This window comes from Citrobacter sp. Cs237 (assembly GCF_030332325.1).
Taxonomy (GTDB): domain Bacteria; phylum Pseudomonadota; class Gammaproteobacteria; order Enterobacterales; family Enterobacteriaceae; genus Citrobacter_A; species Citrobacter_A sedlakii.
Window position 1 is genome coordinate 99,171 of sequence record NZ_JAOWIB010000102.1, and the last position, 22,767, is coordinate 121,937.

Here is a 22,767-nt window from a genome sequence, read left to right on the forward strand (position 1 = left end):
CTCTCCTTACGGTAACAGGCTCTTGACGTCGATAGGCTTAGCTTCGTTTTCCGCTTCGCCCTTATCTTTGCCGTCGATTGCCATACCTGCCATCCGGTAGAAGTTATATTCCGGATATTTACCCGGACCGGAGATCAGCAGATCCTCTTTCTCGAAAACCAGATCCTGGCGCTTATACTCACCCAGTTCAAAGTCCGGGGTAAGCTGGATCGCCGTTGTCGGACAGGCTTCCTCGCACAGACCGCAGAAGATGCAGCGTGAGAAGTTGATACGGAAAAACTCCGGATACCAGCGACCGTCTTTGGTCTCCGCTTTTTGCAGAGAAATACAGCCTACCGGGCACGCTACCGCACACAGGTTACAGGCAACGCAGCGCTCTTCGCCGTCCGGGTCGCGCGTCAGGACGATACGACCACGAAAACGGGGCGGCAGGTACACCGGCTCTTCCGGATACATTTTTGTTTCGCGTTTTGCGAACGCATGCAGGCCGATCATCCAGATACTGCGTACCTGGGTGCCGAAACCTACTAACAACTCTTTTAAGGTCATGGTCTTAGTGCCCCTTATTGCGCCTGCCAGAGAATGACAGCCGCCGTTACCAGCAAGTTGATGAGCGTCAGCGGCAGGCAGATTTTCCAGCCGAAGGACATTACCTGGTCATAACGCGGACGCGGCAACGACGCACGAATCAAAATGAACATCATCATGAAGAACGCGGTTTTCAGCGCGAACCAGATGAATGGCGGTAAGAACGGGCCTTGCCAGCCGCCGAAGAACAGGGTAACCATCAGCGCGGAAATGGTGACGATACCGATGTACTCCCCCACAAAGAACAGACCGAATTTCATACCGGAATATTCAATGTGGTAACCGTCGGCCAGTTCCTGTTCGGCTTCCGGTTGGTCAAACGGGTGACGGTGACACACTGCCACGCCCGCGATAGCGAAGGTGACAAAACCAAAGAACTGCGGGATAACGTTCCAGATGTCAGCCTGGTTGTTCACAATGTCGGTCATGTTGAACGATCCGGCCTGCGCCACCACGCCCATCAGGGACAGTCCAAGGAACACTTCATAGCTCAGAGTTTGCGCAGAGGCGCGCATCGCGCCGAGCAGCGAGTATTTGTTATTGCTCGACCAACCGGCGAACAACACCGCATACACCGCCAGACCCGCCATCATCAGGAAAAACAGGATGCCGATGTTCAGGTCCGCAACCACCCAACCCGGGCTAACCGGCACAATCGCAAAGGCCAGCAGCAGCGAGGTAAAGGCGATCATTGGCGCCAGCGTAAAGATGACGCGATCCGAGAATTTCGGGATCCAGTCCTCTTTAAAGAACATCTTGATCATGTCCGCCACCAGCTGGAGCGAACCGCCCCAGCCGACGCGGTTTGGTCCATAACGGTTCTGGAACAGACCCAACAGGCGACGTTCGCCAAAGCTCATGAAGGCCCCGCAGGTCACCACGACCAGCAGGATCACCACCGCTTTGAGGATAGTCAGCAGGATATCGATCAGATCCGGTGTAATCCAACTCATTGTTGTGCCTCCTGCAGATCCTCAAGATGCGCACCGGCCAGCACTGGCGCAATGCCTGGCATACCCATCGGCAGACCGACCTGCCCTGCCGTTAACCCTTCCGCGATTTCAACCGGCAGCGTTACCGTATTGCCATCGTAGCTAAAGGAGACGCGGGTACCGGCATTGACGCCCAGCTTCGCGGCATCGGCCGGGTTGAGCTTGATGTACGGCTGCGGCATCCGGCTCTGGAACACCGGCGCACGCTGGGACAGCTCGTCGCTACCAAACAGATGGTAGTACGGCGCGATACGCCACTGACCGTCCTGCGGCTGGAAGCTCGCCGGAACGGTGGTGAAATAATCCAGCCCCCCTTCGGACGCTTCAATCAAACGCACGCCCGGATCGCCGTGACGCAGTTTACCGCCCACTTCATCCTGGAACTTGTTCCACGCCTGTGGCGAGTTCCAGCCTGGCGCCCAGGCAAACGGAATCTGTGAACGCGGCGCCGACGGCTGGTTGTTCCCTTCCATTGAGAAGGCGAACATGGTGTCTTTATCCTGCGGCTGACGTGGCTCATGCACGCTGATATTGGCGCGCATCGCGGTACGACCGCTATAGCGGTGCGGTTCACGGGCCAGTTTCTGACCGCGAATGCGGAAAGAAGCATCCGGCGCGGCGTCTTTAATACCGGCCAGCTCTGGCATCGCGGCCACGACGGCGTCAATGACGTGGTCAAGCTGCGTCCAGTCGACCTGGCGGTTCTGCACGGTGCTGTGCAGCGAGTGCAGCCAGCGCCAGCTTTCCAGCATCACGGCGTTGCTGTCATAGTACGCCGGGTCATAAACCTGGAAGAAACGCTGTGCGCGGCCTTCGTTGTTAATGACCGTACCGTCGCTTTCAGCAAAGCTGGCGGCGGAAAGGACCAGATGGGCGTTTTCCATGATCGCGGTGCGTTGATGGTCAACCACCATCACCAGCGGCGCTTTTGCCAGCGCAGCGTTAACGCGGGTGGCGGAAGCATGACGATGCAGATCGTTTTCCAGCACCACGACAGCGTCAGCACGCCCGGTTTCCAGCTCGGTCAGCGCGTCGTCAAGCGAACCCCCGCCCATAATGCCGAGACCCATGCTGTTTACGGAACGGGCAATCATGGTGATACCGACATCCGCGCCGCGACCTTTCAGCGCTTTCGCGACGTTAGCCGCCGCCTGGATCACGTCACTGCTCCCGGCGTTGGTGCCAGAGATAATCAGGGGTTTTTTCGCGCCAGCCAGAGCCTGAACAATCACGTCGATTTTGCTTTTCAGGTCGCTGCTCAGACCGTCCACCGCTGGCGCGGCGGCGTCGAGCGCATGGGCGATGGCAAAGCCCAAACGCGCCTGGTCTTCTACCGGCGCGCGGTAGGTCCATGCGGCAATATCGTCCAGACGGGTGTTGTCGACGTTGGTGACGAACAGCGGATGTTTAGCGCGCTGGCCAATGTTAAGGATTGCCGCAATCTGCCAGTCAGCCACTTTCTGCGCCGCCGCCATTTCACGCGCTTTCCCTTTCACCGCCTGACGAACCGCCAGCGCAACGCGCGCGCCGGTCTGGGTGATGTCTTCACCGAGCACCAGCACGGCGTCGTAAGATTCAATATCGCGCAGCGCAGGGGTATGAACGCCGCTTTCACGCAGCACTTTTAGCGCCAGTTGCAGACGTTCTTGTTCCGACTGCGCGATTCCGGTGTAGAAGTTTTCCGCACCAACCAACTCACGCAGCGCAAAGTTGCTTTCCACGCTGGCGCGCGGAGACCCGATCCCAATGACTTTCTTCGACTGACGTAGAATATCCGCCGCGCCCTGCATGGCCTGTTCGGCATTGAGGGTAATCAGATCGTTTCCACGACGCTGTACCGGCTGACGCGGACGATCTTTCAGATTGACGTAGCCATAGCCGAAACGACCGCGGTCGCAGAGGAAATAGTGGTTCACGGTACCGTTGTAACGGTTTTCGATACGGCGGAGTTCGCCGTAGCGTTCACCCGGGCTGGTGTTACAACCAATAGAGCACTGCTGGCAGATGCTCGGGGCAAACTGCATATCCCATTTACGGTTATAACGCTCGGAGTGCGTTTTATCGGTAAAGACGCCGGTCGGACAGATTTCCACCAGGTTGCCGGAGAACTCGCTTTCCAGTACGCCATCTTCCGGGCGACCAAAGTAGACGTTGTCGTGCGCGCCATACACGCCCAGATCCGTACCGTCCGCATAGTCTTTGTAGTAACGAACACAGCGATAGCAGGCGATGCAGCGATTCATTTCGTGAGAGATGAACGGCCCCAGATCCTGGTTACGGTGCGTACGTTTAGTGAAACGGTAACGACGGAAGCTGTGGCCGGTCATCACGGTCATATCCTGAAGGTGGCAGTTCCCCCCTTCCTCACAGACCGGACAGTCGTGCGGGTGGTTGGTCATTAACCACTCCACCACGCTTTCGCGGAACTGTTTCGCTTCTTCGTCGTCAATAGAAATAAAGGTGCCGTCGGAGGCCGGTGTCATACAGGACATGACCAGGCGACCACGCGTGTCTTCCGCGTTCTGGTATTGCTTCACCGCACACTGGCGGCAAGCACCGACGCTTCCCAGCGCCGGGTGCCAGCAAAAGTACGGAATATCAAGGCCGAGAGACAGACACGCTTCAAGCAGGTTGTCCGCTCCGTTCACCTCATATTCTTTGCCGTCTACATGAATCGTAGCCATTAGCATGCTTCCAAATTAAAAAATTTAACTCACCAGCGCTCTTTCAGCAGGTTCGGCTGAATACCACCAATTCCGTGGGTATTGCTGAACGGCTGCTTGATGCCAGCTTCGAATTCTTCGCGGAAATATTTAATTGCGCTCTGCAGCGGTTCCACCGCGCCCGGTGCGTGTGCACAGAAGGTTTTACCCGGGCCCAGGAACCGACACAGTTGCTCAAGCGTCTCGATATCCCCCGGCTGGCCTTCGCCACGCTCCAGTGCGCGCAGAATTTTTACGCTCCACGGTAACCCATCGCGACACGGCGTACACCAGCCGCAGGACTCACGGGCAAAGAACTCTTCCAGGTTGCGCACCAGCGACACCATGCCAATTTCATGGTCCACCGCCATCGCCAGCGCCGTCCCCAGACGGCTGCCTGCTTTACCGATACTTTCGAACTCCATCGGCAGGTCGAGATGCGCTTCGGTCAGGAAGTCAGTTCCCGCGCCGCCAGGCTGCCAGGCTTTGAATTTCAGGCCATCGCGCATACCGCCCGCATAATCCTCAAGGATCTCACGCGCGGTAGTGCCAAACGGCAGTTCCCACAGGCCTGGATTTTTCACGCGACCGGAAAAGCCCATCAGCTTGGTGCCAGCGTCTTTGCTCTTCGAAATGTTCTGATACCACTCAACGCCGTTAGCGAGAATCGCCGGGACGTTACACAGCGTTTCAACGTTGTTCACGCAGGTCGGCTTGCCCCAGACGCCAGAGGTCGCCGGGAATGGCGGCTTGGAACGCGGGTTCGCGCGGCGGCCTTCGAGGGAGTTAATCAGCGCGGTCTCTTCACCGCAGATGTAGCGCCCTGCCCCGGTGTGCACAAACAGTTCGAAGTCAAAACCGGTGCCCATGATATTTTTGCCGAGCAGACCGGCTTCGGTTGCCTCGGCAATGGCGCGACGCAGGTGAACCGCCGCTTCAATATATTCACCGCGCAGGAAGATGTAGCCACGGTACGCTTTCAGCGCAAACGCGGAGATCAGCATGCCTTCCACCAACAGGTGCGGCAGTTGTTCCATCAGCAGACGGTCTTTATAGGTGCCCGGCTCCATTTCGTCAGCGTTACACAGCAGGTAACGGATGTTCATGGATTCGTCTTTCGGCATCAGGCTCCATTTCAGGCCGGTAGAAAAGCCTGCGCCGCCGCGCCCCTTCAGGCCAGCGTCTTTCACCTGGTTGACGATCTCGTCCGGAGACAGACCGGTCAGCGCCTTACGCGCGCCTTCGTAACCGTTTTTGCTACGGTATTCGTCCAGCCAAACCGGCTGTTTATCATCACGCAGACGCCAGGTCAGCGGATGCGTTTCGGGAGTACGGATAATGTTTTTCATTTATACCGCTCCAGCAGTTCTGGAATCGCTTCCGGGGTCAGATGGCTGTGAGTGTCCTCATCAATCATCATGTTCGGCCCTTTATCGCAGTTCCCCAGGCAACAGGTCGGCAGCAGGGTGAAGCGACCATCGAACGTGGTTTGCCCCGGCTTGATGTTGAGTTTTTTCTCCAGCGCCGCCTGGATCCCCTGGTAACCGGTAATGTGGCATACCACGCTGTCGCAATAGCGGATCACGTGTCGGCCAACCGGCTGGCGGAAGATCTGGCTGTAAAACGTCGCCACGCCTTCGACATCGCTCGCCGGGATCCCCAGTACGTCGGCGATCGCGTAGATCGCGCCGTCCGGCACCCAGCCACGCTGTTTCTGGACGATTTTCAGCGCTTCAATGGACGCCGCACGCGGGTCTTCGTAGTGGTGCTTTTCGTGCTCAATCGCCTCACGCTCTGCCGCACTCAGCTCAAAAGCCTCGGTTTGTGGTTGTTGATTCTCGTGCATAATTAGCGGTCCACATCTGACATAACAAAATCGATACTACCCAGATGGACGATCAGGTCGGACACCAGGCTGCCGCGTACCGCCACCGGGATCTGCTGCAGGTGCGCATAGCTCGGGGTACGGATACGGGTACGATAGCTCATGGTGCTGCCATCGCTGGTCAGGTAATAACTGTTAATACCTTTGGTCGCTTCGATCATCTGGAAAGATTCATTCGCTGGCATGACCGGCCCCCAGGACACCTGCAGGAAGTGGGTGATCAGGGTTTCGATATGCTGCAGCGTGCGCTCTTTCGGCGGCGGCGTTGTCAGCGGATGATCCGCTTTGAACGGGCCTTCCGGCATGTTATTGAGACACTGCTCAAGGATACGCAGGCTCTGGCGCAACTCTTCCACTTTCAGCATTACGCGGGTATAGCAGTCGGAGACCCCGCCGCCCACCGGCACTTCAAAGTCGAAGTTTTCATAGCCAGAGTACGGACGCGCTTTACGCACATCGAAATCGATACCGGTGGCGCGCAGGGCAGCGCCCGTACAGCCCCAGTCCAGCGCCTCTTTCGCCCCATAGGCGGCAACGCCCTGGGAACGGCCTTTCAGAATGGTGTTACGCAGCGCGGCTTTTTCGTACGAGGCCAGGCGCTTCGGCATCCAGTCAAGGAATTCACGCAGCAGTTTTTCCCACCCGCGCGGCAGATCGTGCGCAACGCCGCCGATGCGGAACCACGCCGGATGCATGCGGTAACCGGTGATCGCTTCAACCACGTCATAGATTTTCTGACGATCGGTAAAGGCAAAGAAGACCGGCGTCATTGCGCCGACGTCCTGAATAAACGTCGAGATATACAGCAGATGGCTGTTAATGCGGAACAGCTCTGAGAGCATCACACGGATCACATTGACGCGATCCGGCACGGTGATGCCCGCCAGTTTTTCTACCGCCAGCACGTAAGGCATTTCGTTGACGCAGCCGCCGAGGTATTCGATACGGTCGGTATACGGAATGTAGCTGTGCCAGGACTGGCGTTCGCCCATTTTTTCAGCGCCACGGTGGTGGTAGCCGATGTCCGGCACGCAGTCGACGATCTCTTCACCGTCGAGTTGCAGAACGATACGGAAAGCACCGTGAGAAGACGGGTGGTTTGGACCGAGGTTGAGGAACATGAAGTCCTCGTTTTCGGTACCACGCTGCATGCCCCAGTCTTCCGGTTTGAAGGTCAGCGCTTCCATCTCCAGATCCTGTTTCGCTTTGGTCAGCTCAAACGGATCGAATTCGGTGGCGCGCGCCGGGTAATCTTTACGCAGCGGGTGCCCTTGCCAGGTCGGCGGCATCAGCAGACGTGTCAGGTGTGGGTGACCGTCAAACTCAATACCAAACATGTCCCAGGTTTCACGCTCGTACCAGTTCGCGTTCGGGAACACTTTGGTAAATGTCGGCACGTGCAGGTCGTTTTCAGACAAGGCCACCTTGAGCATGATGTCGCGGTTGCGTTCAATGGAAATCAGGTGGTAGAAAACGGAAAAATCCGCGGCGGGTAACCCTTCGCGGTGCGTGCGCAGACGTTCGTCCATGCCGTGTAAGTCAAACAGCATGACGTAAGGTTTCGGCAGTTTCTTTAAGAAATCGCCCACTTCCAGTAATTGTTCACGCTTGATCCAAACAACGGGTACCCCGGTGCGAGTCGCCTGAACGGTAAAGGCATCCGGCCCAAAACGGTTGCGCAGTTCGCCAATGACCGGGTCATCAAGGTGGTCCCGGGTCTGCCATACGGCGTCTTGCGCGGTTAAGTCGGTCATATTGTTCACCATTGCAAATGGTCCGTGGTGACTGTCGACAGAGCTTCGCGCGATTTATCCACTCATCTTTCAGACCTGAACGATTTTGTGTCTATCTAATAATTAGCGAAGTCATACGCTGCTGCCGACAGGCGCAAATTAAATCTCGTCTGGTGTACGCAGATTGGTTACTGCAATGCGTTCGCCGCGCTTACGCTCGCGCTCTGACTGCATGTTGGCGCGATAAACGCCCTGATCGCCCACCACCCAGGAGAGCGGACGGCGCTCTTTGCCGATCGAATCCTGTAACAGCATTAACGCCTGCATGTACGCTTCCGGACGAGGCGGGCAACCCGGGATGTAAACATCCACAGGGATAAATTTGTCGACCCCCTGCACAACCGAATAAATATCGTACATACCGCCGGAGTTAGCGCATGCGCCCATGGAGATCACCCATTTCGGCTCCAGCATCTGGTCATAAAGGCGCTGAATCACCGGCGCCATTTTGGTAAAGCAGGTGCCTGCCACTACCATCAGGTCAGCCTGACGCGGCGACGCACGCAATACTTCCGCGCCAAAACGCGCCACGTCATGCACGGCGGTAAACGAGGTCACCATTTCAACGTAGCAGCAGGAAAGGCCGAAGTTGTACGGCCAAATAGAGTTTTTACGCCCCCAGTTAACCATGTCATGCAGTTTGCCCATGAACACGTTTTTGTTGACTTCTTGCTCCAGGGGGTCGGTTACGATCTCCTGTTTTTGCAGGGGGTAACGGTCATTCTCACCGTTAGGATCTATGCGGGTGAGCGTATAATCCATCTTAATGCCTCGCGGTTAGCGTTGACGATTAGCGATACTGTTCGTTTCCGGGTTCATACGCTCGCGGCGTGAACGCGCGGGCGTCCAGTCCAGCGCGCCAATACGCACCAGATAAACCAGACCTGCCAGTAACACAAAAATAAAAATTGCGGCTTCCACAAAGCCAACCCAGCCGCTTTCGCGAATAGAAGTTGACCATGCGAACAGATACAGCGCTTCAACGTCGAAGATAACGAAGAACATGGCCACCAGATAAAACTTGGCGGACAGGCGTAAGCGGGCGGTGCCGACCGAGTCGATACCTGATTCAAACGGGGTGTTTTTTGACCTCGCGCGTGCGCGACCGCCTAAAAACCAACCGCCGATGAGCATCAGGCAGCACAGGCCAATGGCAACAATAAGAAAGATAGCGAATGCCCAGTGATGAGCGATGACTTCAGTGGATGTTGACATACTCATTGCTTACTCATCAAAAGTAGCGCCAAATTCTCTGCTCTTATCGGCAGATGAACGCCACATCGATTCATGGGGAGGAATAAAAAAAACCTTACAATCACTGTAGAAAATCGTTTTACACAGCCAATTGATGGGGTTTTTTACTCCTTTCTATAACCTTTTGTCAACTTTAACAAAAGTTTCCTCACATTAATTTACATGACCACAACAACCTTAACATTTAATGCGTTTTAGCGCCGTGTCGATCGACTCACTGCCTAAAATCGCGGTTGTTGAATCGTGTCCGTAGTGAGGTAAAGGAAAAAAGCGCGCCTATTTTGACAGGAATTAGGGCAAATGCCTTCCCCTAAAAGGGAGTATTTTCTTGATCTGTGACACGCTTTTGTTAATTCACCATAAAAAACAGCAACAATTTCTCGCTTTTTTTAACATGCAAAAACAGCGGTTCGGTTTTAGCGTGTTTTTTGCGCAATGGTTAAGCGTGATTTCTACTCGCTGATTTTTGAGGAATTTTGCCCTTTTTCTCCTGCCCGTTAACGATATTAGTACAAAAAAAGAACCACTGGATGTTTTTTCATCATCAGTGGCTCTTTTTTACAAACACAATTTTTAACCGATGAACGCAAAGCGTTACTCGAAATCCCCTTCGACCAGCACCGAGTCATCTCCCCCTTCCGGGGTAATCGAACTGTATTGCCAGGGATTTTGCCAGGAATCCATCGCCTGAAAGATAACCTGCGCCAGCTCATTCTGACTGGCCGGATCGCGACAGAGCAGATACTCAGTGTCGGGCAGCGGCGGTAAACCGTCCACGGCGCCAAGTACACGCAGATCCGGGCTCATCATTTCAACCGGACGCGCCGTTACGCCAAGACCGGCCTTCACCGCCGCGCGAACCGCCGGCAGCGTAGAGGCCACATAAGCCAGACGCCAGGGAATGTTCGCGGCGTTCAGGGTCTTTAGCACCACGTCGCGAAAAGGGCTGGGATCGTCCAGTAGCACCAGCGGTACCGGTTCGCCTTTTTGCAACACATATTCCGCCGCGCAATACCAGTGGGTAGGTGAAGTGCGTAACGTCAGAAAGTCCACAGAAGTGGGACGATTGGTGGTCACGATCAGATCGACTTCCTGCGACTGCAGCATGTCGACGACATAGGCATTACGCTTCACCCTGACATCCAGCGCTAATTTCGGATAAACCGAACTAATGCGATTCAGAAGAAAAGGCAGAATGGTGTCGGCAGATTCATCAGAGGCGCCGATTGTTAATACCCCCTGAAGATTGCTGAACATCAAAGATGAGCACGCCTCATCGTTGAAACGTAAGATTTTCCGGGCATAGCCCAGAAGCTGAATGCCGTGTTCCGTCAACAGTTTGTTACGACCGTGACGAGCGAAAAGTTCTTTCCCTACGAGTTGCTCAAGACGCTGCATCTGCTGGCTCACCGCCGACTGCGTACGACACACCGCAGCAGCAGCTGCTGCAAAAGTGTTCAGATCGGCAACAGCAACAAATGTTCTCAGCAGATCGAGGTCGAGGTTAATTATCGGACGATTTGCGTTTATCATAATTTTTCACTTACTGGCGGCTCATTTTGAGCTCGTTAATGCTGTGCATACAAAAACAAGCAATTCCGTTTGTAATGCGCTTCCTTAGCAGGATATCCCGATGTAACAGGGTGAAAGTAAATATGTATATCATGTGACGGGTGAAATGCTACTCCCTTTCTTCAGTAATAATACCTGACGCAATTTCTCAGGATATTTCATCAAGAACGGCCTCACCTATTAAGTGAACGCGGATTTCTACCCGAGCTGATGCCAAAATGGTAAGAACAAGAAAAGAGCCGAGCATACATCAACGAGAAATAAGCATATATGGCAGTAAGTTAGCCACATTTATCCGTCCTGAATATTAGCAAATAATGCGGACCGCACGTCATTCGTCCCTTGTATCTTAACCTAAAACCACTTTATTTATAAGCCTTAATGCGAATAATCTGATGCAAAGATTTGTTAGGTTCGGCAAACTACCTCATTAATAATAACGCGTTACGTAAAGCCTTTTTAAATATTAAATAATAATTAATATGAATTGGAGGCAATCATAAACCTTGCTTAACATTAGTTTTACAGCTAACGGTATCACCCGCCGGCCATAAACACGCTTCAGGATTAATCGTTCACTATTTACGAATTATGCAAATAACAGAGACGCAACGTTTTTCCTCTTCACGACGTCGCGTTATTTTTCAAACAACAGAATCAGCCCCACCAACGCCAACAGCTTAGGTTATAAAACCATTTTCAAATAAAAATTCAGAATATAAAACCACAAAAACAGGTAATTCCAGTCATTGGTAGCAAATTCTCACTTCACAATTTTGCAAAATCTTCTTCTGCAAAGCCTTCAAAACGCACCGCTGGGGGAGTACATTGTTTCAAGCTGACTTCCACGGCAGGGAGTGGCGATAACAGCTTAAAGGTCAAGATTCATGTCCCCCATAGAAAAATCCAGCAAATTAGATAATGTCTGTTACGACATCCGCGGTCCGGTTCTGAAAGAAGCGAAACGTCTTGAAGAAGAAGGCAATAAGGTTCTTAAACTGAACATTGGTAACCCCGCCCCTTTTGGTTTTGACGCGCCCGATGAAATTCTGGTCGACGTGATCCGCAATTTGCCTACCGCACAGGGCTATTCCGACTCGAAAGGCCTTTACTCCGCGCGTAAAGCCATCATGCAGCATTATCAGGCGCGCGGGATGCGTGACGTTACTGTTGAAGATATCTACATCGGTAACGGCGTCTCTGAATTGATTGTTCAGGCGATGCAGGCGCTGCTGAATAGCGGGGATGAAATGCTGGTGCCCGCGCCGGATTATCCGCTGTGGACGGCGGCGGTCGCGCTCTCCGGCGGTAACGCCGTGCATTATCTTTGTGATGAATCTTCTGACTGGTTCCCGGATCTTGACGACATCCGCGCGAAAATCACCCCGCGCACCCGAGGCATCGTCATCATTAACCCAAACAACCCCACCGGCGCTGTCTATTCGAAAGCGTTGTTGATGGAGATCGTCGAGATCGCCCGCCAGAACAACCTGATCATTTTTGCCGATGAGATCTACGACAAAATTCTCTATGACGATGCAGAGCATCACTCCATTGCCGCCATGGCGCCGGATCTGCTGACTGTCACCTTTAACGGCCTGTCCAAAACCTACCGCGTTGCCGGTTTCCGTCAGGGCTGGATGGTGCTCAACGGGCCGAAAAAGCACGCTAAAGGGTACATTGAAGGACTGGAAATGCTGGCCTCGATGCGTCTTTGCGCCAACGTTCCGGCCCAGCACGCCATTCAAACCGCGCTGGGCGGTTATCAGAGCATCAGCGAATTTATCATGCCCGGTGGTCGTCTTTATGAGCAGCGCAACCGCGCATGGGAACTGATCAACGACATCCCAGGCGTCTCCTGCGTGAAGCCGCGCGGCGCGCTGTACATGTTCCCGAAAATCGACGCAAAACGTTTCAATATTCATGACGACCAAAAAATGGTGCTCGATTTCCTGCTGCAGGAAAAAGTGCTGCTGGTGCAGGGGACCGCATTTAACTGGCCGTGGCCGGATCACGTGCGTATTGTCACCCTGCCGCGCATTGATGATATCGAAATGTCGCTAAATAAATTTGCCCGCTTCCTGTCAGGTTATCACCAGCTGTAATCTGCCCCGGGTCGGATGCAATGCCTCGTTGAAGAGTATTTGCATCCGCCCCCTTTCTCTGCACACAATGACGTTCAGGTTGTTAACTCGAAAAGGTCGCTATGAAGCAGAGTCATTTTTTTGCCCACCTCTCCCGCCTCAAACTTATTAACCGCTGGCCTTTGATGCGCAATGTGCGTACGGAAAACGTCTCTGAGCACAGTCTACAGGTCGCGATGGTGGCGCATGCGCTGGCGGCGATCAAAAATCGCAAATTTGCCGGTCAGGTGAATGCCGAACGTATTGCGCTGCTGGCGATGTACCATGATGCGTCAGAGGTACTCACTGGCGATCTGCCGACGCCGGTTAAATATTTCAACTCGCAGATTGCGCAGGAATATAAAGCCATTGAAAAAATTGCCCAGCAGAAACTGGTGGATATGGTGCCCGACGAATTGCGGGATATCTTCGCGCCGCTGATTGACGAACACGCTTACAGCGATGAAGAAAAATCGATAGTTAAGCAGGCCGACGCCCTTTGCGCCTACCTGAAATGTCTGGAAGAACTGTCGGCGGGAAATAATGAGTTTCTGCTGGCGAAAACGCGGCTGGAAAAAACGCTTGCGTCCCGTCGCAGCCCGGAAATGGATTATTTTATGGCGGTCTTCGTGCCGAGTTTCCATTTGTCGCTGGATGAGATCAGTCAGGATTCACCGTTGTAAGGTTTGCCGGATGGCGCGGTTATTGACCGCCATCCGGCATGACGGGCTTGCGGTTAAAACGGGAACAGCATGGGGATCATCACCACGCACACCGCCATAACGATAACGGTAAACGGTACGCCAAGCTTCACGAAATCGCTGAAGCTATAGTTCCCCGGTCCTAACACCAGCGTGTTGACCGGCGAAGAGACCGGCGTCATAAATGCCGCGGATGCCGCCATCGCCACCACCATCGCAAACGGATAGGGTGATACGCCCATTGATTTCGCCGCTGCCAGCGCGATAGGCGCCATCAGCACCGCGGTTGCCGTATTCGAGATAAACAGGCCAATGGTGGCGCACAGTACAAACAAGCAGCCCAACATCATATACGGCCCGTAGCCGCCGCCCACGTCCATCAGTCCTTTCACCACCAGATCGACGCCGCCGGTTTTTTGCAGCGCCAGCGCGAAAGGCATCATGCCGACAATCAGGATAATGCTTGGCCAGTGAATCGCTTTATAGGCGCTTTCGGCGTCAATACAGCGAAATTTGCCCATCAGCAGACAGGCGATAATCGCCGCGATGGGGTTCGGGATTTCATCGGTCAGCATCAGTGCGACCATCAGCACCAGACAGAAAATGGCGTGCGGCGCCTGGCTGTGCGCGGGCGATGCTTCGCTCACCTCTTCCGGCAGGTTCAGCGCCACAAAGTCTCGTCCCTGCTTTGCCAGCATCCCGATCAGTTTCCAGTTACCGACCACCAGAATAATGTCGCCCATCAGCAGCGGTTCGTCGACCAGCGATCCTTCGATTGCCATGCCGTCACGCTTCAGGCCAACCACGTTCAGCCCGTAGCGGGTTCGAAAGCCGATCTCTCGTACCGACTTGCCGATTAGCTCCGATTCTGGAATCAGCGAGATCTCCGCCATGCCAACGTCCAGCGCCTGATCGGAGAAATATTCGCCGCGCAGCACCATCGGCTCCAGAAGTTGTTCACTACAGAACTCCCGCAGATCGACATCGGCGGCGGACATATCAATTAACAAAACGTCACGCGCACGAAATTCAGATACCCCATTGACGTTGACGATCACCCGGCGAAAACGCCGCCAACGCTCGACGCCAATCACGTTAGCGCCGTAGCGTTCGCGCAGTTTGAGATCGTCAAGGCGCTGACCAATCATCGGCGACCCGGGGCGGATCGCCAGCCGGCGCGCTCGCCCGGTCAGACGGTACTCTTTGATCAGATCGCGGAAGGTGCGGCGTTTCCAGCCATCACGCTGCTGCGCCTGTGGATCGCCTTTCAGCATGAAGCGCATCAGCAGCATATAGAAAATACCCAGTACCAGGACCACCAGCCCGATGGGGGTGACGCTGAAAAAACTGAATCCGCTAAACCCTTCACGCAGAAGTTCGCTGTTCACCACCAGGTTTGGCGGCGTCGCCACCAGCGTCATCATGCCGCTGATAAGCCCGGCAAAACTGAGCGGCATCATCAGGCGCGACGGCGAGGTTTGCATACGCATGGAGACGCTTAACACCACCGGGATAAAAATGGCAACCACTCCGGTGGAACTCATAAAGGCGCCCAGCCCGGCCACGGTCAGCATCAATAGCACCAGCATTTTGATTTCGCTGCTGCCAGCCATTTTAACCAGCCAGGTGCCCATAACAGTGGCGACGCCGGTACGCACCAGCCCGTCGCCGATAATAAACAGCGCGGCAATCAACACCACGTTCGGATCGCTAAAGCCAGAAAAGGCTTCGCTGAGGGTCAGCGTTCCACTCAAAACAAACGCCACGATGACCAGCAAAGCAACCGCGTCCATACGCACTCTGCCCGTCGCAAATAACACTACGGCAATAGCCAGTAATGAAAGAACCCAAATCAATTCACCGTTCACAACCTATCCTTGTCAGATGAGAAGATGGCATGATTCTGCCATAAAAAAGCCCCGACAAGCCGGGGCGAAATCATGATCAGGTATTGCTGAGTACAACCACATTGCCCTTCGGCTGTTTCGTCACCGAAAGCTGCTCGAGGCTGGTCAGCGCAAAATCGACGTCCGCCAGACGTGGGGTGTCTACCGGAGCATTAACGGCGATAACATGGCAGCCAGCCGCTAAGCCCGATAACACGCCCGCAGGCGCGTCTTCCACCACCGCACATTCATGGGGCGCCAGGCCCAACAGCTGCGCGCCCAGCAGATAGGCGTCCGGTTCCGGCTTGCCGCGTTTGACACGCTCGGCGGTCACAAAAACCTCCGGTGCGGGGAGCCCTGCCACCTGATGGCGGGCGCGGGCAACGGGCATAGAGCCAGAGGTGACAATCGCCCACGGGATCCCGGATTTATTCAGATGGTTGAGCAAGGCAATCGCCCCCGGCAGCGCAGTGATGCCGGCCGTTTCCGTGGCTTCAATTTGCTCCAGACGCGTAAACTCAGCGGCGATTTCCGCTTCAGGCTTACCTGCCATAAAATGACGCAGCGAGGTAATCGCCTGCTTGCCATGAATAAAACCGAGTACCTCATCGTGCGCCAGGCCAAAACGATCGGCCCAGTTACACCATGCTCGCTCGACGGCGGGGAGTGAATCGACCAGCGTTCCATCCAGATCAAACAGAAAGCCTTTACACTGCACGTGTACCTCCTCAGGCGTTGATAATTTGGTTAATTTCGTTGGCGCTCAGGTGGTATTGACGCGGGCAGGCGTGCCATGCGCTCAGCATGCGCTGGTACTTCTCCCACATGGGGGTTTGCGCGTTGAAGCCGTGCGTGCCGGCGTCAAAATGGGTATAGCGTCCTTCGACATTGACCATAAAACGAACATAGCCGAGGTAACGCGCCTCTGTGGCGGCGTCGAAGCCGAGGAAGGTCACGCGACGTTCGTCGATGCTTTGCGCATCTTTCAGGTTAGCCCAGGAAACATGCAGCGCGTGGTACATCTCCATGATGTCGATCACCGTGCGGCAGGTCTCTTCTTTAAGCTCGCCAAACTCGCGATCCAGTTCGCGCATTTGCAGGCCATAGCCGCGTTCAATAATGGTTTGCAGGCGACGATAACGCTCGGCGTTGGTCGGGTCGAGCATGGTCATCATTTTGTACTGGTTAGACAAAATAAGACGTTGAGCGTTGGTCATTTCCATTTGGGACTCCTGTATCACTCTACTGCGGTGAAAAAAGTGAAAAAAAAGAAGGCATCAATATGCCTTCTTTTATATGCGTAATCCGGGGTCAATTACAAATCATCAAGGAAAGTTTTATCCAGTTGTTTGAAGGCGCGCTTAAGCGTGTCAGCCAGCGCCTGGTAGTCCGGCTTGCCTTCAACCGGGGCCAGCGCCTGTCCGGCTTCCTGTAATTTGCCCCTGACTTCGTAAAACCAGTTCAAAATTGTAGGCGGTAGCGGCGTAACGGAACGTTTACCCAGCCACCACAGCCCCTGCATGGGTAAACTGAGCGCGAACAGCGCGGTGGCGACGGCCGGTCCCAATTGACCGCCGAGGGCGATTTGCCAGCACAGGGTAAAAACGGCAATCGGCGGCATAAAGCGGATGGCGTAGCGGGTCATCCGAATAACGCGATTCTCCACAAAGACGGGCGCAAGGCGCTTTTCCATCGGCCACGTCTTCGAGTAGTGCTGCCCCCGGCGAAAAAGGCTGAAAAAATTTACGGAGCGGTGATCCGGCGTCGACATGGCTTACCTCAACTTCACATATAAAAATTCAAAAAATTGTGCAAAACAACAACTATGAGGGACAACGTTCAAAACATTTTGTCATTGCTACCCACTATCAGGTATCCTGTAGCGGCCTGTCATTGGCCTGTAGTCCAAAAGTATTGAGTCGTCAAATTGACATATAGTATGCCATTGGCTGAAAAATACGCAAAATGGCATAGACTCATAGGTATTTCTTCCATCATGCCAAAAAAGACAACTGCGCATGATGTTAATCATAAATGTCAGCGTCACACTGCGCTACGCTCTATGGCTCCCTGACGTTTTTTTAGCCACGTATCAATAATAGGTACTTCCATGTCGAGTAAGTTAGTACTGGTTCTGAACTGCGGTAGCTCCTCACTGAAATTTGCAATCATCGATGCAGTTAATGGTGAAGAATACCTTTCTGGTTTAGCCGAATGTTTCCATCTTCCAGAAGCCCGTATCAAATGGAAAATGGACGGCAGTAAACAAGAAGCGGCTTTAGGCGCAGGCGCCGCTCACAGTGAAGCGCTGAACTTTATCGTTAATACTATTCTGGCACAAAAACCAGAACTGTCTGCGCAGTTGACTGCAATCGGTCACCGTATCGTACACGGCGGCGAGAAGTACACCAGCTCCGTCGTTATTGATGACTCCGTGATTCAGGGTATCAAAGATTCCGCCTCTTTTGCACCGCTGCATAACCCGGCCCACCTGATCGGTATCGCCGAAGCACTGAAATCCTTCCCGCAGCTGAAAGACAAGAACGTCGCCGTGTTTGACACCGCGTTCCACCAAACGATGCCGGAAGAATCTTACCTGTATGCCCTGCCGTACAGCCTGTACAAAGAACACGGCGTTCGTCGTTATGGCGCACACGGCACCAGCCACTTCTTCGTGACTCAGGAAGCGGCAAAAATGCTGAACAAGCCGGTTGAAGAACTGAACATCATCACCTGCCACCTGGGCAACGGCGGTTCCGTTTCCGCTATCCGTAACGGCAAGTGCGTTGATACCTCTATGGGTCTGACTCCGCTGGAAGGTCTGGTGATGGGTACCCGTTCCGGCGATATCGATCCGGCGATTATCTTCCACCTGCACGACACCCTGGGCATGAGCGTTGACCAGATCAACAAGATGCTGACCAAAGAGTCCGGCCTGCTGGGTCTGACCGAAGTGACCAGCGATTGCCGTTATGTCGAAGACAACTACGCGACCAAAGAAGACGCCAAGCGCGCGATGGACGTTTACTGCCACCGCCTGGCGAAATACATCGGCTCCTACACTGCGCTGATGGAAGGTCGTCTGGACGCTGTCGTGTTCACCGGGGGCATTGGTGAAAACGCCGCGATGGTTCGCGAACTGTCTCTGGGCAAACTGGGCGTGCTGGGCTTTGAAGTCGATCACGAACGTAACCTGGCCGCACGCTTCGGTAAATCTGGCTTCATCAACAAAGAAGGCACCCGTCCTGCAGTGGTGATCCCAACCAACGAAGAACTGGTTATCGCGCAAGACGCGAGCCGTCTGACTGCCTGATACCACACCGCCAGCCACCATGCTGGCGGTGCTGTTTTGTCACCCGCCGATGTCGGCGGTAACGAAAGAGGATAAATCGTGTCCCGAATTATTATGCTGATCCCTACCGGAACCAGCGTCGGCCTGACCAGCGTCAGCCTCGGCGTCATCCGTGCTATGGAACGCAAAGGCGTTCGTCTGAGCGTCTTTAAGCCCATCGCTCAGCCGCGTGCTGGCGGCGATGCGCCAGACCAGACCACCACTATCGTTCGCGCGAACTCCAATCTGCCAGCGGCTGAACCGTTGAAGATGAGCCACGTTGAATCTCTGCTGTCCAGCAATCAGAAAGATGTGCTGATGGAAGAGATCATCGCGAACTACCACGCGAACACCAAAGACGCGGAAGTCGTGCTGGTTGAAGGTCTGGTTCCGACCCGTAAACACCAGTTCGCGCAGTCTCTGAACTACGAAATCGCAAAAACGCTGAACGCGGAAATCGTTTTCGTCATGTCTCAGGGTACCGACACCCCGGAACAGCTGAACGAGCGTATCGAACTGACGCGCAGCAGCTTCGGCGGCGCTAAAAACACCAACATCACGGGCGTTATCGTTAATAAACTGAACGCGCCGGTGGATGAACAGGGCCGTACCCGTCCGGACCTGTCCGAGATTTTTGACGACTCGTCAAAAGCGCAGGTGATCAAAGTGGATCCGGCGCAACTGAGCGCAAGCAGCCCGCTGCCGGTTCTGGGCGCGGTGCCGTGGAGCTTTGATCTGATCGCCACCCGTGCGATCGATATGGCGCGTCACCTGAACGCGACAATCGTCAACGAAGGCGATATCAACACCCGTCGCGTGAAATCTGTGACCTTCTGCGCGCGCAGCATTCCGCACATGCTGGAGCACTTCCGCGCCGGTTCTCTGCTGGTCACATCCGCAGACCGTCCTGACGTGCTGGTTGCCGCCTGCCTGGCCGCGATGAACGGCGTGGAAATCGGCGCCCTGCTGCTGACCGGCGGCTACGAAATGGACGCGCGCATTTCTAAACTGTGCGAGCGCGCATTTGCGACCGGCCTGCCGGTATTCATGGTGAACACCAACACCTGGCAGACCTCCCTGAGCCTGCAGAGCTTCAACCTGGAAGTGCCGGTTGACGATCACGAGCGCATCGAGAAAGTTCAGGAGTACGTGGCTAACTACATCAACGCTGACTGGATTGACTCTCTGACCGCGACCTCCGAGCGTAGCCGCCGTCTGTCTCCGCCGGCGTTCCGCTATCAGCTGACCGAACTGGCGCGTAAAGCCGGTAAGCGTGTGGTCCTGCCGGAAGGCGACGAGCCGCGTACCGTGAAAGCGGCGGCGATCTGCGCTGAACGCGGTATCGCAACCTGCGTACTGTTAGGTAACCCGGATGAAATCAACCGCGTTGCCGCTTCTCAGGGCGTTGAGCTGGGTGCCGGCATTGAAATCGTTGACCCGGAAGTGGTTCGCGAAAGCTATGTCGCTCGTCTGGTCGAACTGCGTAAGAGCAAAGGCATGACCGAAACCGTTGCCCGCGAACAGCTGGAAGACAACGTGGTGCTCGGTACGCTGATGCTGGAGCAGGATGAAGTTGACGGTCTGGTGTCCGGTGCGGTTCACACCACCGCGAACACTATCCGTCCGCCTCTGCAGCTGATCAAAACCGCACCGGGTAGCTCCCTGGTTTCTTCCGTGTTCTTTATGCTGCTGCCGGAACAGGTATATGTTTACGGCGACTGCGCGATCAACCCGGATCCGACCGCTGAGCAACTGGCTGAGATCGCCATTCAGTCCGCTGAATCGGCAATTGCTTTCGGTATCGAACCGCGCGTGGCGATGCTCTCCTACTCTACCGGTACCTCTGGTGCAGGTAGCGACGTAGAGAAAGTCCGTGAAGCGACCCGCATTGCGCAGGAAAAACGTCCTGACCTGATGATCGACGGTCCGCTGCAGTACGACGCGGCGGTAATGGCTGACGTGGCGAAATCCAAAGCGCCGAACTCCCCGGTTGCCGGTCGCGCTACCGTGTTTATCTTCCCGGATCTGAACACGGGTAACACCACCTACAAAGCGGTACAGCGTTCAGCCGACCTGATCTCCATCGGGCCGATGCTGCAGGGTATGCGCAAGCCGGTGAACGACCTGTCTCGTGGCGCGCTGGTAGACGATATCGTCTACACTATCGCACTGACCGCGATTCAGTCTTCCCAGCAGGGCTAATCGTTTTCCCCCTCTCGCCACTTAAGCGAGTAAGGGGGTTAATACCGTCCGGATGTGCAAGCATCCGGATTTTTTTTGCCTAAAAATCCCCCACTGTGCGGTAGCAAATTCTGAAACCGGCATAAAAAACGCGCTTACAAATTGCATTTATATTCATCAAAATGCATACTTATTCCATTAAAACGCTACATGGAAGGTATGCTATGTCCTCGGTTTCATCCTCTCACCCCACGCAACGCAGAAAATTCGCTATGCCCGATACGCTGGTGATCATTTTTTTCGTGGCGATTTTTACCAGCCTCCTGACTTGGCTGATCCCAGCCGGGCAATTTGACACGCAGAAAATTCACTATCAGGTGGAAGGCGTTGAGAAAAGCCGCCAGGTTGTCGATCCTGCGTCGTTTCGCATCGTGACCGACGCGTCAGGTGAAGCGCAGTATAACCGGGTGCAGTTCTTCTCGACCGGCGACGCCGGAGCGGGACTCATGAACTTTCCCTTTGAAGGGCTCACGGCAGGCGATAAATACGGTTCCGCCATTGGTATTATCATGTTTATGCTGGTGATTGGCGGCGCTTTTGGCATCGTCATGCGCACAGGCACCATCGATAACGGTATCCTCGCGCTAATTAACCGGACCAAAGGCAATGAAATCCTGTTCATACCGGTGCTGTTTATGCTCTTTTCCCTCGGTGGCGCAGTGTTCGGTATGGGAGAAGAGGCGGTCGCCTTCGCTATTATCATCGCCCCGCTGATGGTTTGCTTAGGGTATGACAGTATTACCACGGTACTGGTGACCTATGTCGCAACCCAGGTCGGCTTCGCCACGTCATGGATGAACCCGTTCAGCGTGGTCATTGCGCAGGGGATTGCCGGTGTTCCCGTACTTTCCGGCTCGGGGCTGCGCATTATCATCTGGCTGCTGGCGACACTGCTGGCGATGGCCTTCACGCTGCTTTACGCGTCACGGATCCGTAAATCGCCGGAGCGCTCTGCCTGCTGGCAGTCTGACCGTTTTTTCCGCGAACAGCAGCAGCAGATTACACAGCGCAAGCTGGGCGCGGGAGACTGGCTGGTATTAGCGATCCTAACCGCCGCTATCGGCTGGGTGATATGGGGCGTTATCGTCCACGCCTGGTTTATTCCTGAAATCGCCAGTCAGTTCTTCACGATGGGCATCGTTATCGGCCTGATCGGCGTGGTGTTTCGTCTCAACGGCATGACGCTAAACGATATGGCGAACGCCTTCACCGAAGGGGCGAAAATCATGATTGCCCCCGCGCTGCTGGTCGGCTTCGCCAAAGGCATTATGCTGTTGCTGGGTAACGGCGACGCCAGCACGCCGAGCGTGTTAAATACTCTCCTCAACGCCATCGCTGGCGGCATTGGCGAGCTGCACACCGCGGTCGCCGCCTGGTTTATGCTGCTGTTCCAGACGCTGTTCAACTTCTTCGTCACCTCGGGTTCAGGCCAGGCGGCGCTGACCATGCCGCTGATGGCCCCGCTCAGCGATCTGGTCGGCGTTAATCGCCAGGTGGCCGTGCTGGCGTTTCAGTTAGGCGACGGGTTCAGCAATATTATTTACCCTACCTCAGCATCGTTAATGGCGACGCTTGGCGTTTGCCGGGTCGATTTCCGCAGTTGGATTAAGCCCGCGCTGGCCCTGGCTGGTCTGCTGTTTGCCTTCTCCAGCGTGCTGGTGGTTGGCGCGCAGATCATGGGCTATCAGTAACGAAACAT

General features: G+C 54.8%; 18 protein-coding genes. 5 read left to right on the top strand and 13 right to left on the bottom strand.

The genetic code is table 11. The features are described 5' to 3' along the window. Positions 1 to 6: 6 nt before the first annotated feature. The 9 genes from nuoI to lrhA all read right to left on the bottom strand — a co-directional run bounded on the left by nuoI (position 7) and on the right by lrhA (position 10,747). Positions 7 to 549: an NADH-quinone oxidoreductase subunit NuoI gene (gene nuoI / locus OGY07_RS10020; RefSeq protein WP_042290673.1), complete on the bottom strand. Its 543-nt coding sequence runs from the start codon at positions 547 to 549 to the stop codon at positions 7 to 9. 14 nt (positions 550 to 563) lie between these two features. Continuing rightward, entirely contained in the window at positions 564 to 1,541 is a 978-nt protein-coding gene (gene nuoH / locus OGY07_RS10025) for an NADH-quinone oxidoreductase subunit NuoH (RefSeq protein ID WP_042290675.1), read from the bottom strand. Further along, the gene (gene nuoG, locus OGY07_RS10030; protein ID WP_060570110.1) at positions 1,538 to 4,264 is read right to left on the bottom strand and encodes an NADH-quinone oxidoreductase subunit NuoG; all 2,727 of its coding nucleotides are present in this window, start codon (positions 4,262 to 4,264) and stop codon (positions 1,538 to 1,540) included. Before nuoG ends, nuoH begins: the two co-directional genes overlap by 4 nt. A gap of 29 nt (positions 4,265 to 4,293) precedes the next feature. Beyond that, positions 4,294 to 5,631 carry an NADH-quinone oxidoreductase subunit NuoF gene (gene nuoF / locus OGY07_RS10035; RefSeq protein ID WP_042290680.1) on the bottom strand — a complete coding sequence of 446 codons (1,338 nt, stop codon included), beginning with the start codon at positions 5,629 to 5,631 and terminating at the stop codon, positions 4,294 to 4,296. Continuing rightward, positions 5,628 to 6,128: an NADH-quinone oxidoreductase subunit NuoE gene (nuoE, locus tag OGY07_RS10040; protein ID WP_012131493.1), complete on the bottom strand. Its 501-nt coding sequence runs from the start codon at positions 6,126 to 6,128 to the stop codon at positions 5,628 to 5,630. Before nuoE ends, nuoF begins: the two co-directional genes overlap by 4 nt. A 2-nt stretch (positions 6,129 to 6,130) precedes the next feature. After that, positions 6,131 to 7,933 carry an NADH-quinone oxidoreductase subunit C/D gene (gene nuoC / locus OGY07_RS10045; RefSeq protein WP_082636826.1) on the bottom strand — a complete coding sequence of 601 codons (1,803 nt, stop codon included), beginning with the start codon at positions 7,931 to 7,933 and terminating at the stop codon, positions 6,131 to 6,133. 126 nt (positions 7,934 to 8,059) lie between these two features. After that, a complete protein-coding gene (gene nuoB, locus OGY07_RS10050) occupies positions 8,060 to 8,722 on the bottom strand; it encodes an NADH-quinone oxidoreductase subunit NuoB (protein WP_003028075.1) in 663 nt (220 codons plus the stop codon). 15 nt (positions 8,723 to 8,737) lie between these two features. Further along, positions 8,738 to 9,181, bottom strand: coding sequence for an NADH-quinone oxidoreductase subunit NuoA (nuoA, locus tag OGY07_RS10055; RefSeq protein ID WP_042317806.1), 444 nt, complete (start codon positions 9,179 to 9,181; stop codon positions 8,738 to 8,740). A 627-nt stretch (positions 9,182 to 9,808) separates the two neighbouring features. Beyond that, positions 9,809 to 10,747: a transcriptional regulator LrhA gene (lrhA, locus tag OGY07_RS10060; RefSeq protein ID WP_042290686.1), complete on the bottom strand. Its 939-nt coding sequence runs from the start codon at positions 10,745 to 10,747 to the stop codon at positions 9,809 to 9,811. Between the two features lie 926 nt (positions 10,748 to 11,673). Here lrhA and alaA point away from each other — a divergent pair. Both alaA and yfbR read left to right on the top strand, forming a co-directional pair. Next, positions 11,674 to 12,891 (top strand): alanine transaminase AlaA, encoded by a 1,218-nt coding sequence (alaA, locus tag OGY07_RS10065; RefSeq protein ID WP_042290688.1) that lies wholly within the window; start codon positions 11,674 to 11,676, stop codon positions 12,889 to 12,891. A gap of 101 nt (positions 12,892 to 12,992) precedes the next feature. After that, the gene (gene yfbR, locus OGY07_RS10070; protein ID WP_042290691.1) at positions 12,993 to 13,592 is read left to right on the top strand and encodes a 5'-deoxynucleotidase; all 600 of its coding nucleotides are present in this window, start codon (positions 12,993 to 12,995) and stop codon (positions 13,590 to 13,592) included. Positions 13,593 to 13,645: 53 nt separating this feature from the next. Here the strand turns inward: yfbR and OGY07_RS10075 are convergent, their stop codons facing one another. The 4 genes from OGY07_RS10075 to yfbV form a co-directional block, all read right to left on the bottom strand. After that, a complete protein-coding gene (locus OGY07_RS10075) occupies positions 13,646 to 15,478 on the bottom strand; it encodes an SLC13 family permease (protein ID WP_286600296.1) in 1,833 nt (610 codons plus the stop codon). Between the two features lie 76 nt (positions 15,479 to 15,554). Beyond that, positions 15,555 to 16,214 (bottom strand): sugar phosphatase, encoded by a 660-nt coding sequence (locus OGY07_RS10080; protein ID WP_060570108.1) that lies wholly within the window; start codon positions 16,212 to 16,214, stop codon positions 15,555 to 15,557. Positions 16,215 to 16,224: 10 nt separating this feature from the next. After that, a complete protein-coding gene (locus tag OGY07_RS10085) occupies positions 16,225 to 16,719 on the bottom strand; it encodes a YfbU family protein (protein WP_042290698.1) in 495 nt (164 codons plus the stop codon). Between the two features lie 92 nt (positions 16,720 to 16,811). Further along, positions 16,812 to 17,267 carry a terminus macrodomain insulation protein YfbV gene (gene yfbV, locus OGY07_RS10090; RefSeq protein WP_042290699.1) on the bottom strand — a complete coding sequence of 152 codons (456 nt, stop codon included), beginning with the start codon at positions 17,265 to 17,267 and terminating at the stop codon, positions 16,812 to 16,814. Between the two features lie 339 nt (positions 17,268 to 17,606). On the opposite strand from yfbV, the gene ackA reads away from it, so the two are divergent. From ackA to yfcC, 3 genes are all read left to right on the top strand, one after another. Further along, the gene (ackA, locus tag OGY07_RS10095) at positions 17,607 to 18,809 is read left to right on the top strand and encodes an acetate kinase (protein WP_042290701.1); all 1,203 of its coding nucleotides are present in this window, start codon (positions 17,607 to 17,609) and stop codon (positions 18,807 to 18,809) included. Between the two features lie 78 nt (positions 18,810 to 18,887). Then, the gene (gene pta, locus OGY07_RS10100) at positions 18,888 to 21,029 is read left to right on the top strand and encodes a phosphate acetyltransferase (RefSeq protein ID WP_286600301.1); all 2,142 of its coding nucleotides are present in this window, start codon (positions 18,888 to 18,890) and stop codon (positions 21,027 to 21,029) included. Between the two features lie 203 nt (positions 21,030 to 21,232). Next, a complete protein-coding gene (gene yfcC, locus OGY07_RS10105; protein ID WP_060570106.1) occupies positions 21,233 to 22,759 on the top strand; it encodes a putative basic amino acid antiporter YfcC in 1,527 nt (508 codons plus the stop codon). Positions 22,760 to 22,767: the final 8 nt, after the last annotated feature.

Coding starts and splice junctions, on each gene's coding strand:
- nuoI (WP_042290673.1), bottom strand. CDS start 549: ATGACCTTAAAAGAGTTGTTAGTAGGTTTCGGCACCCAGGTACGCAGT.
- nuoH (WP_042290675.1), bottom strand. CDS start 1,541: ATGAGTTGGATTACACCGGATCTGATCGATATCCTGCTGACTATCCTC.
- nuoG (WP_060570110.1), bottom strand. CDS start 4,264: ATGGCTACGATTCATGTAGACGGCAAAGAATATGAGGTGAACGGAGCG.
- nuoF (WP_042290680.1), bottom strand. CDS start 5,631: ATGAAAAACATTATCCGTACTCCCGAAACGCATCCGCTGACCTGGCGT.
- nuoE (WP_012131493.1), bottom strand. CDS start 6,128: ATGCACGAGAATCAACAACCACAAACCGAGGCTTTTGAGCTGAGTGCG.
- nuoC (WP_082636826.1), bottom strand. CDS start 7,933: ATGGTGAACAATATGACCGACTTAACCGCGCAAGACGCCGTATGGCAG.
- nuoB (WP_003028075.1), bottom strand. CDS start 8,722: ATGGATTATACGCTCACCCGCATAGATCCTAACGGTGAGAATGACCGT.
- nuoA (WP_042317806.1), bottom strand. CDS start 9,181: ATGAGTATGTCAACATCCACTGAAGTCATCGCTCATCACTGGGCATTC.
- lrhA (WP_042290686.1), bottom strand. CDS start 10,747: ATGATAAACGCAAATCGTCCGATAATTAACCTCGACCTCGATCTGCTG.
- alaA (WP_042290688.1), top strand. CDS start 11,674: ATGTCCCCCATAGAAAAATCCAGCAAATTAGATAATGTCTGTTACGAC.
- yfbR (WP_042290691.1), top strand. CDS start 12,993: ATGAAGCAGAGTCATTTTTTTGCCCACCTCTCCCGCCTCAAACTTATT.
- OGY07_RS10085 (WP_042290698.1), bottom strand. CDS start 16,719: ATGGAAATGACCAACGCTCAACGTCTTATTTTGTCTAACCAGTACAAA.
- yfbV (WP_042290699.1), bottom strand. CDS start 17,267: ATGTCGACGCCGGATCACCGCTCCGTAAATTTTTTCAGCCTTTTTCGC.
- ackA (WP_042290701.1), top strand. CDS start 17,607: ATGTCGAGTAAGTTAGTACTGGTTCTGAACTGCGGTAGCTCCTCACTG.
- yfcC (WP_060570106.1), top strand. CDS start 21,233: ATGTCCTCGGTTTCATCCTCTCACCCCACGCAACGCAGAAAATTCGCT.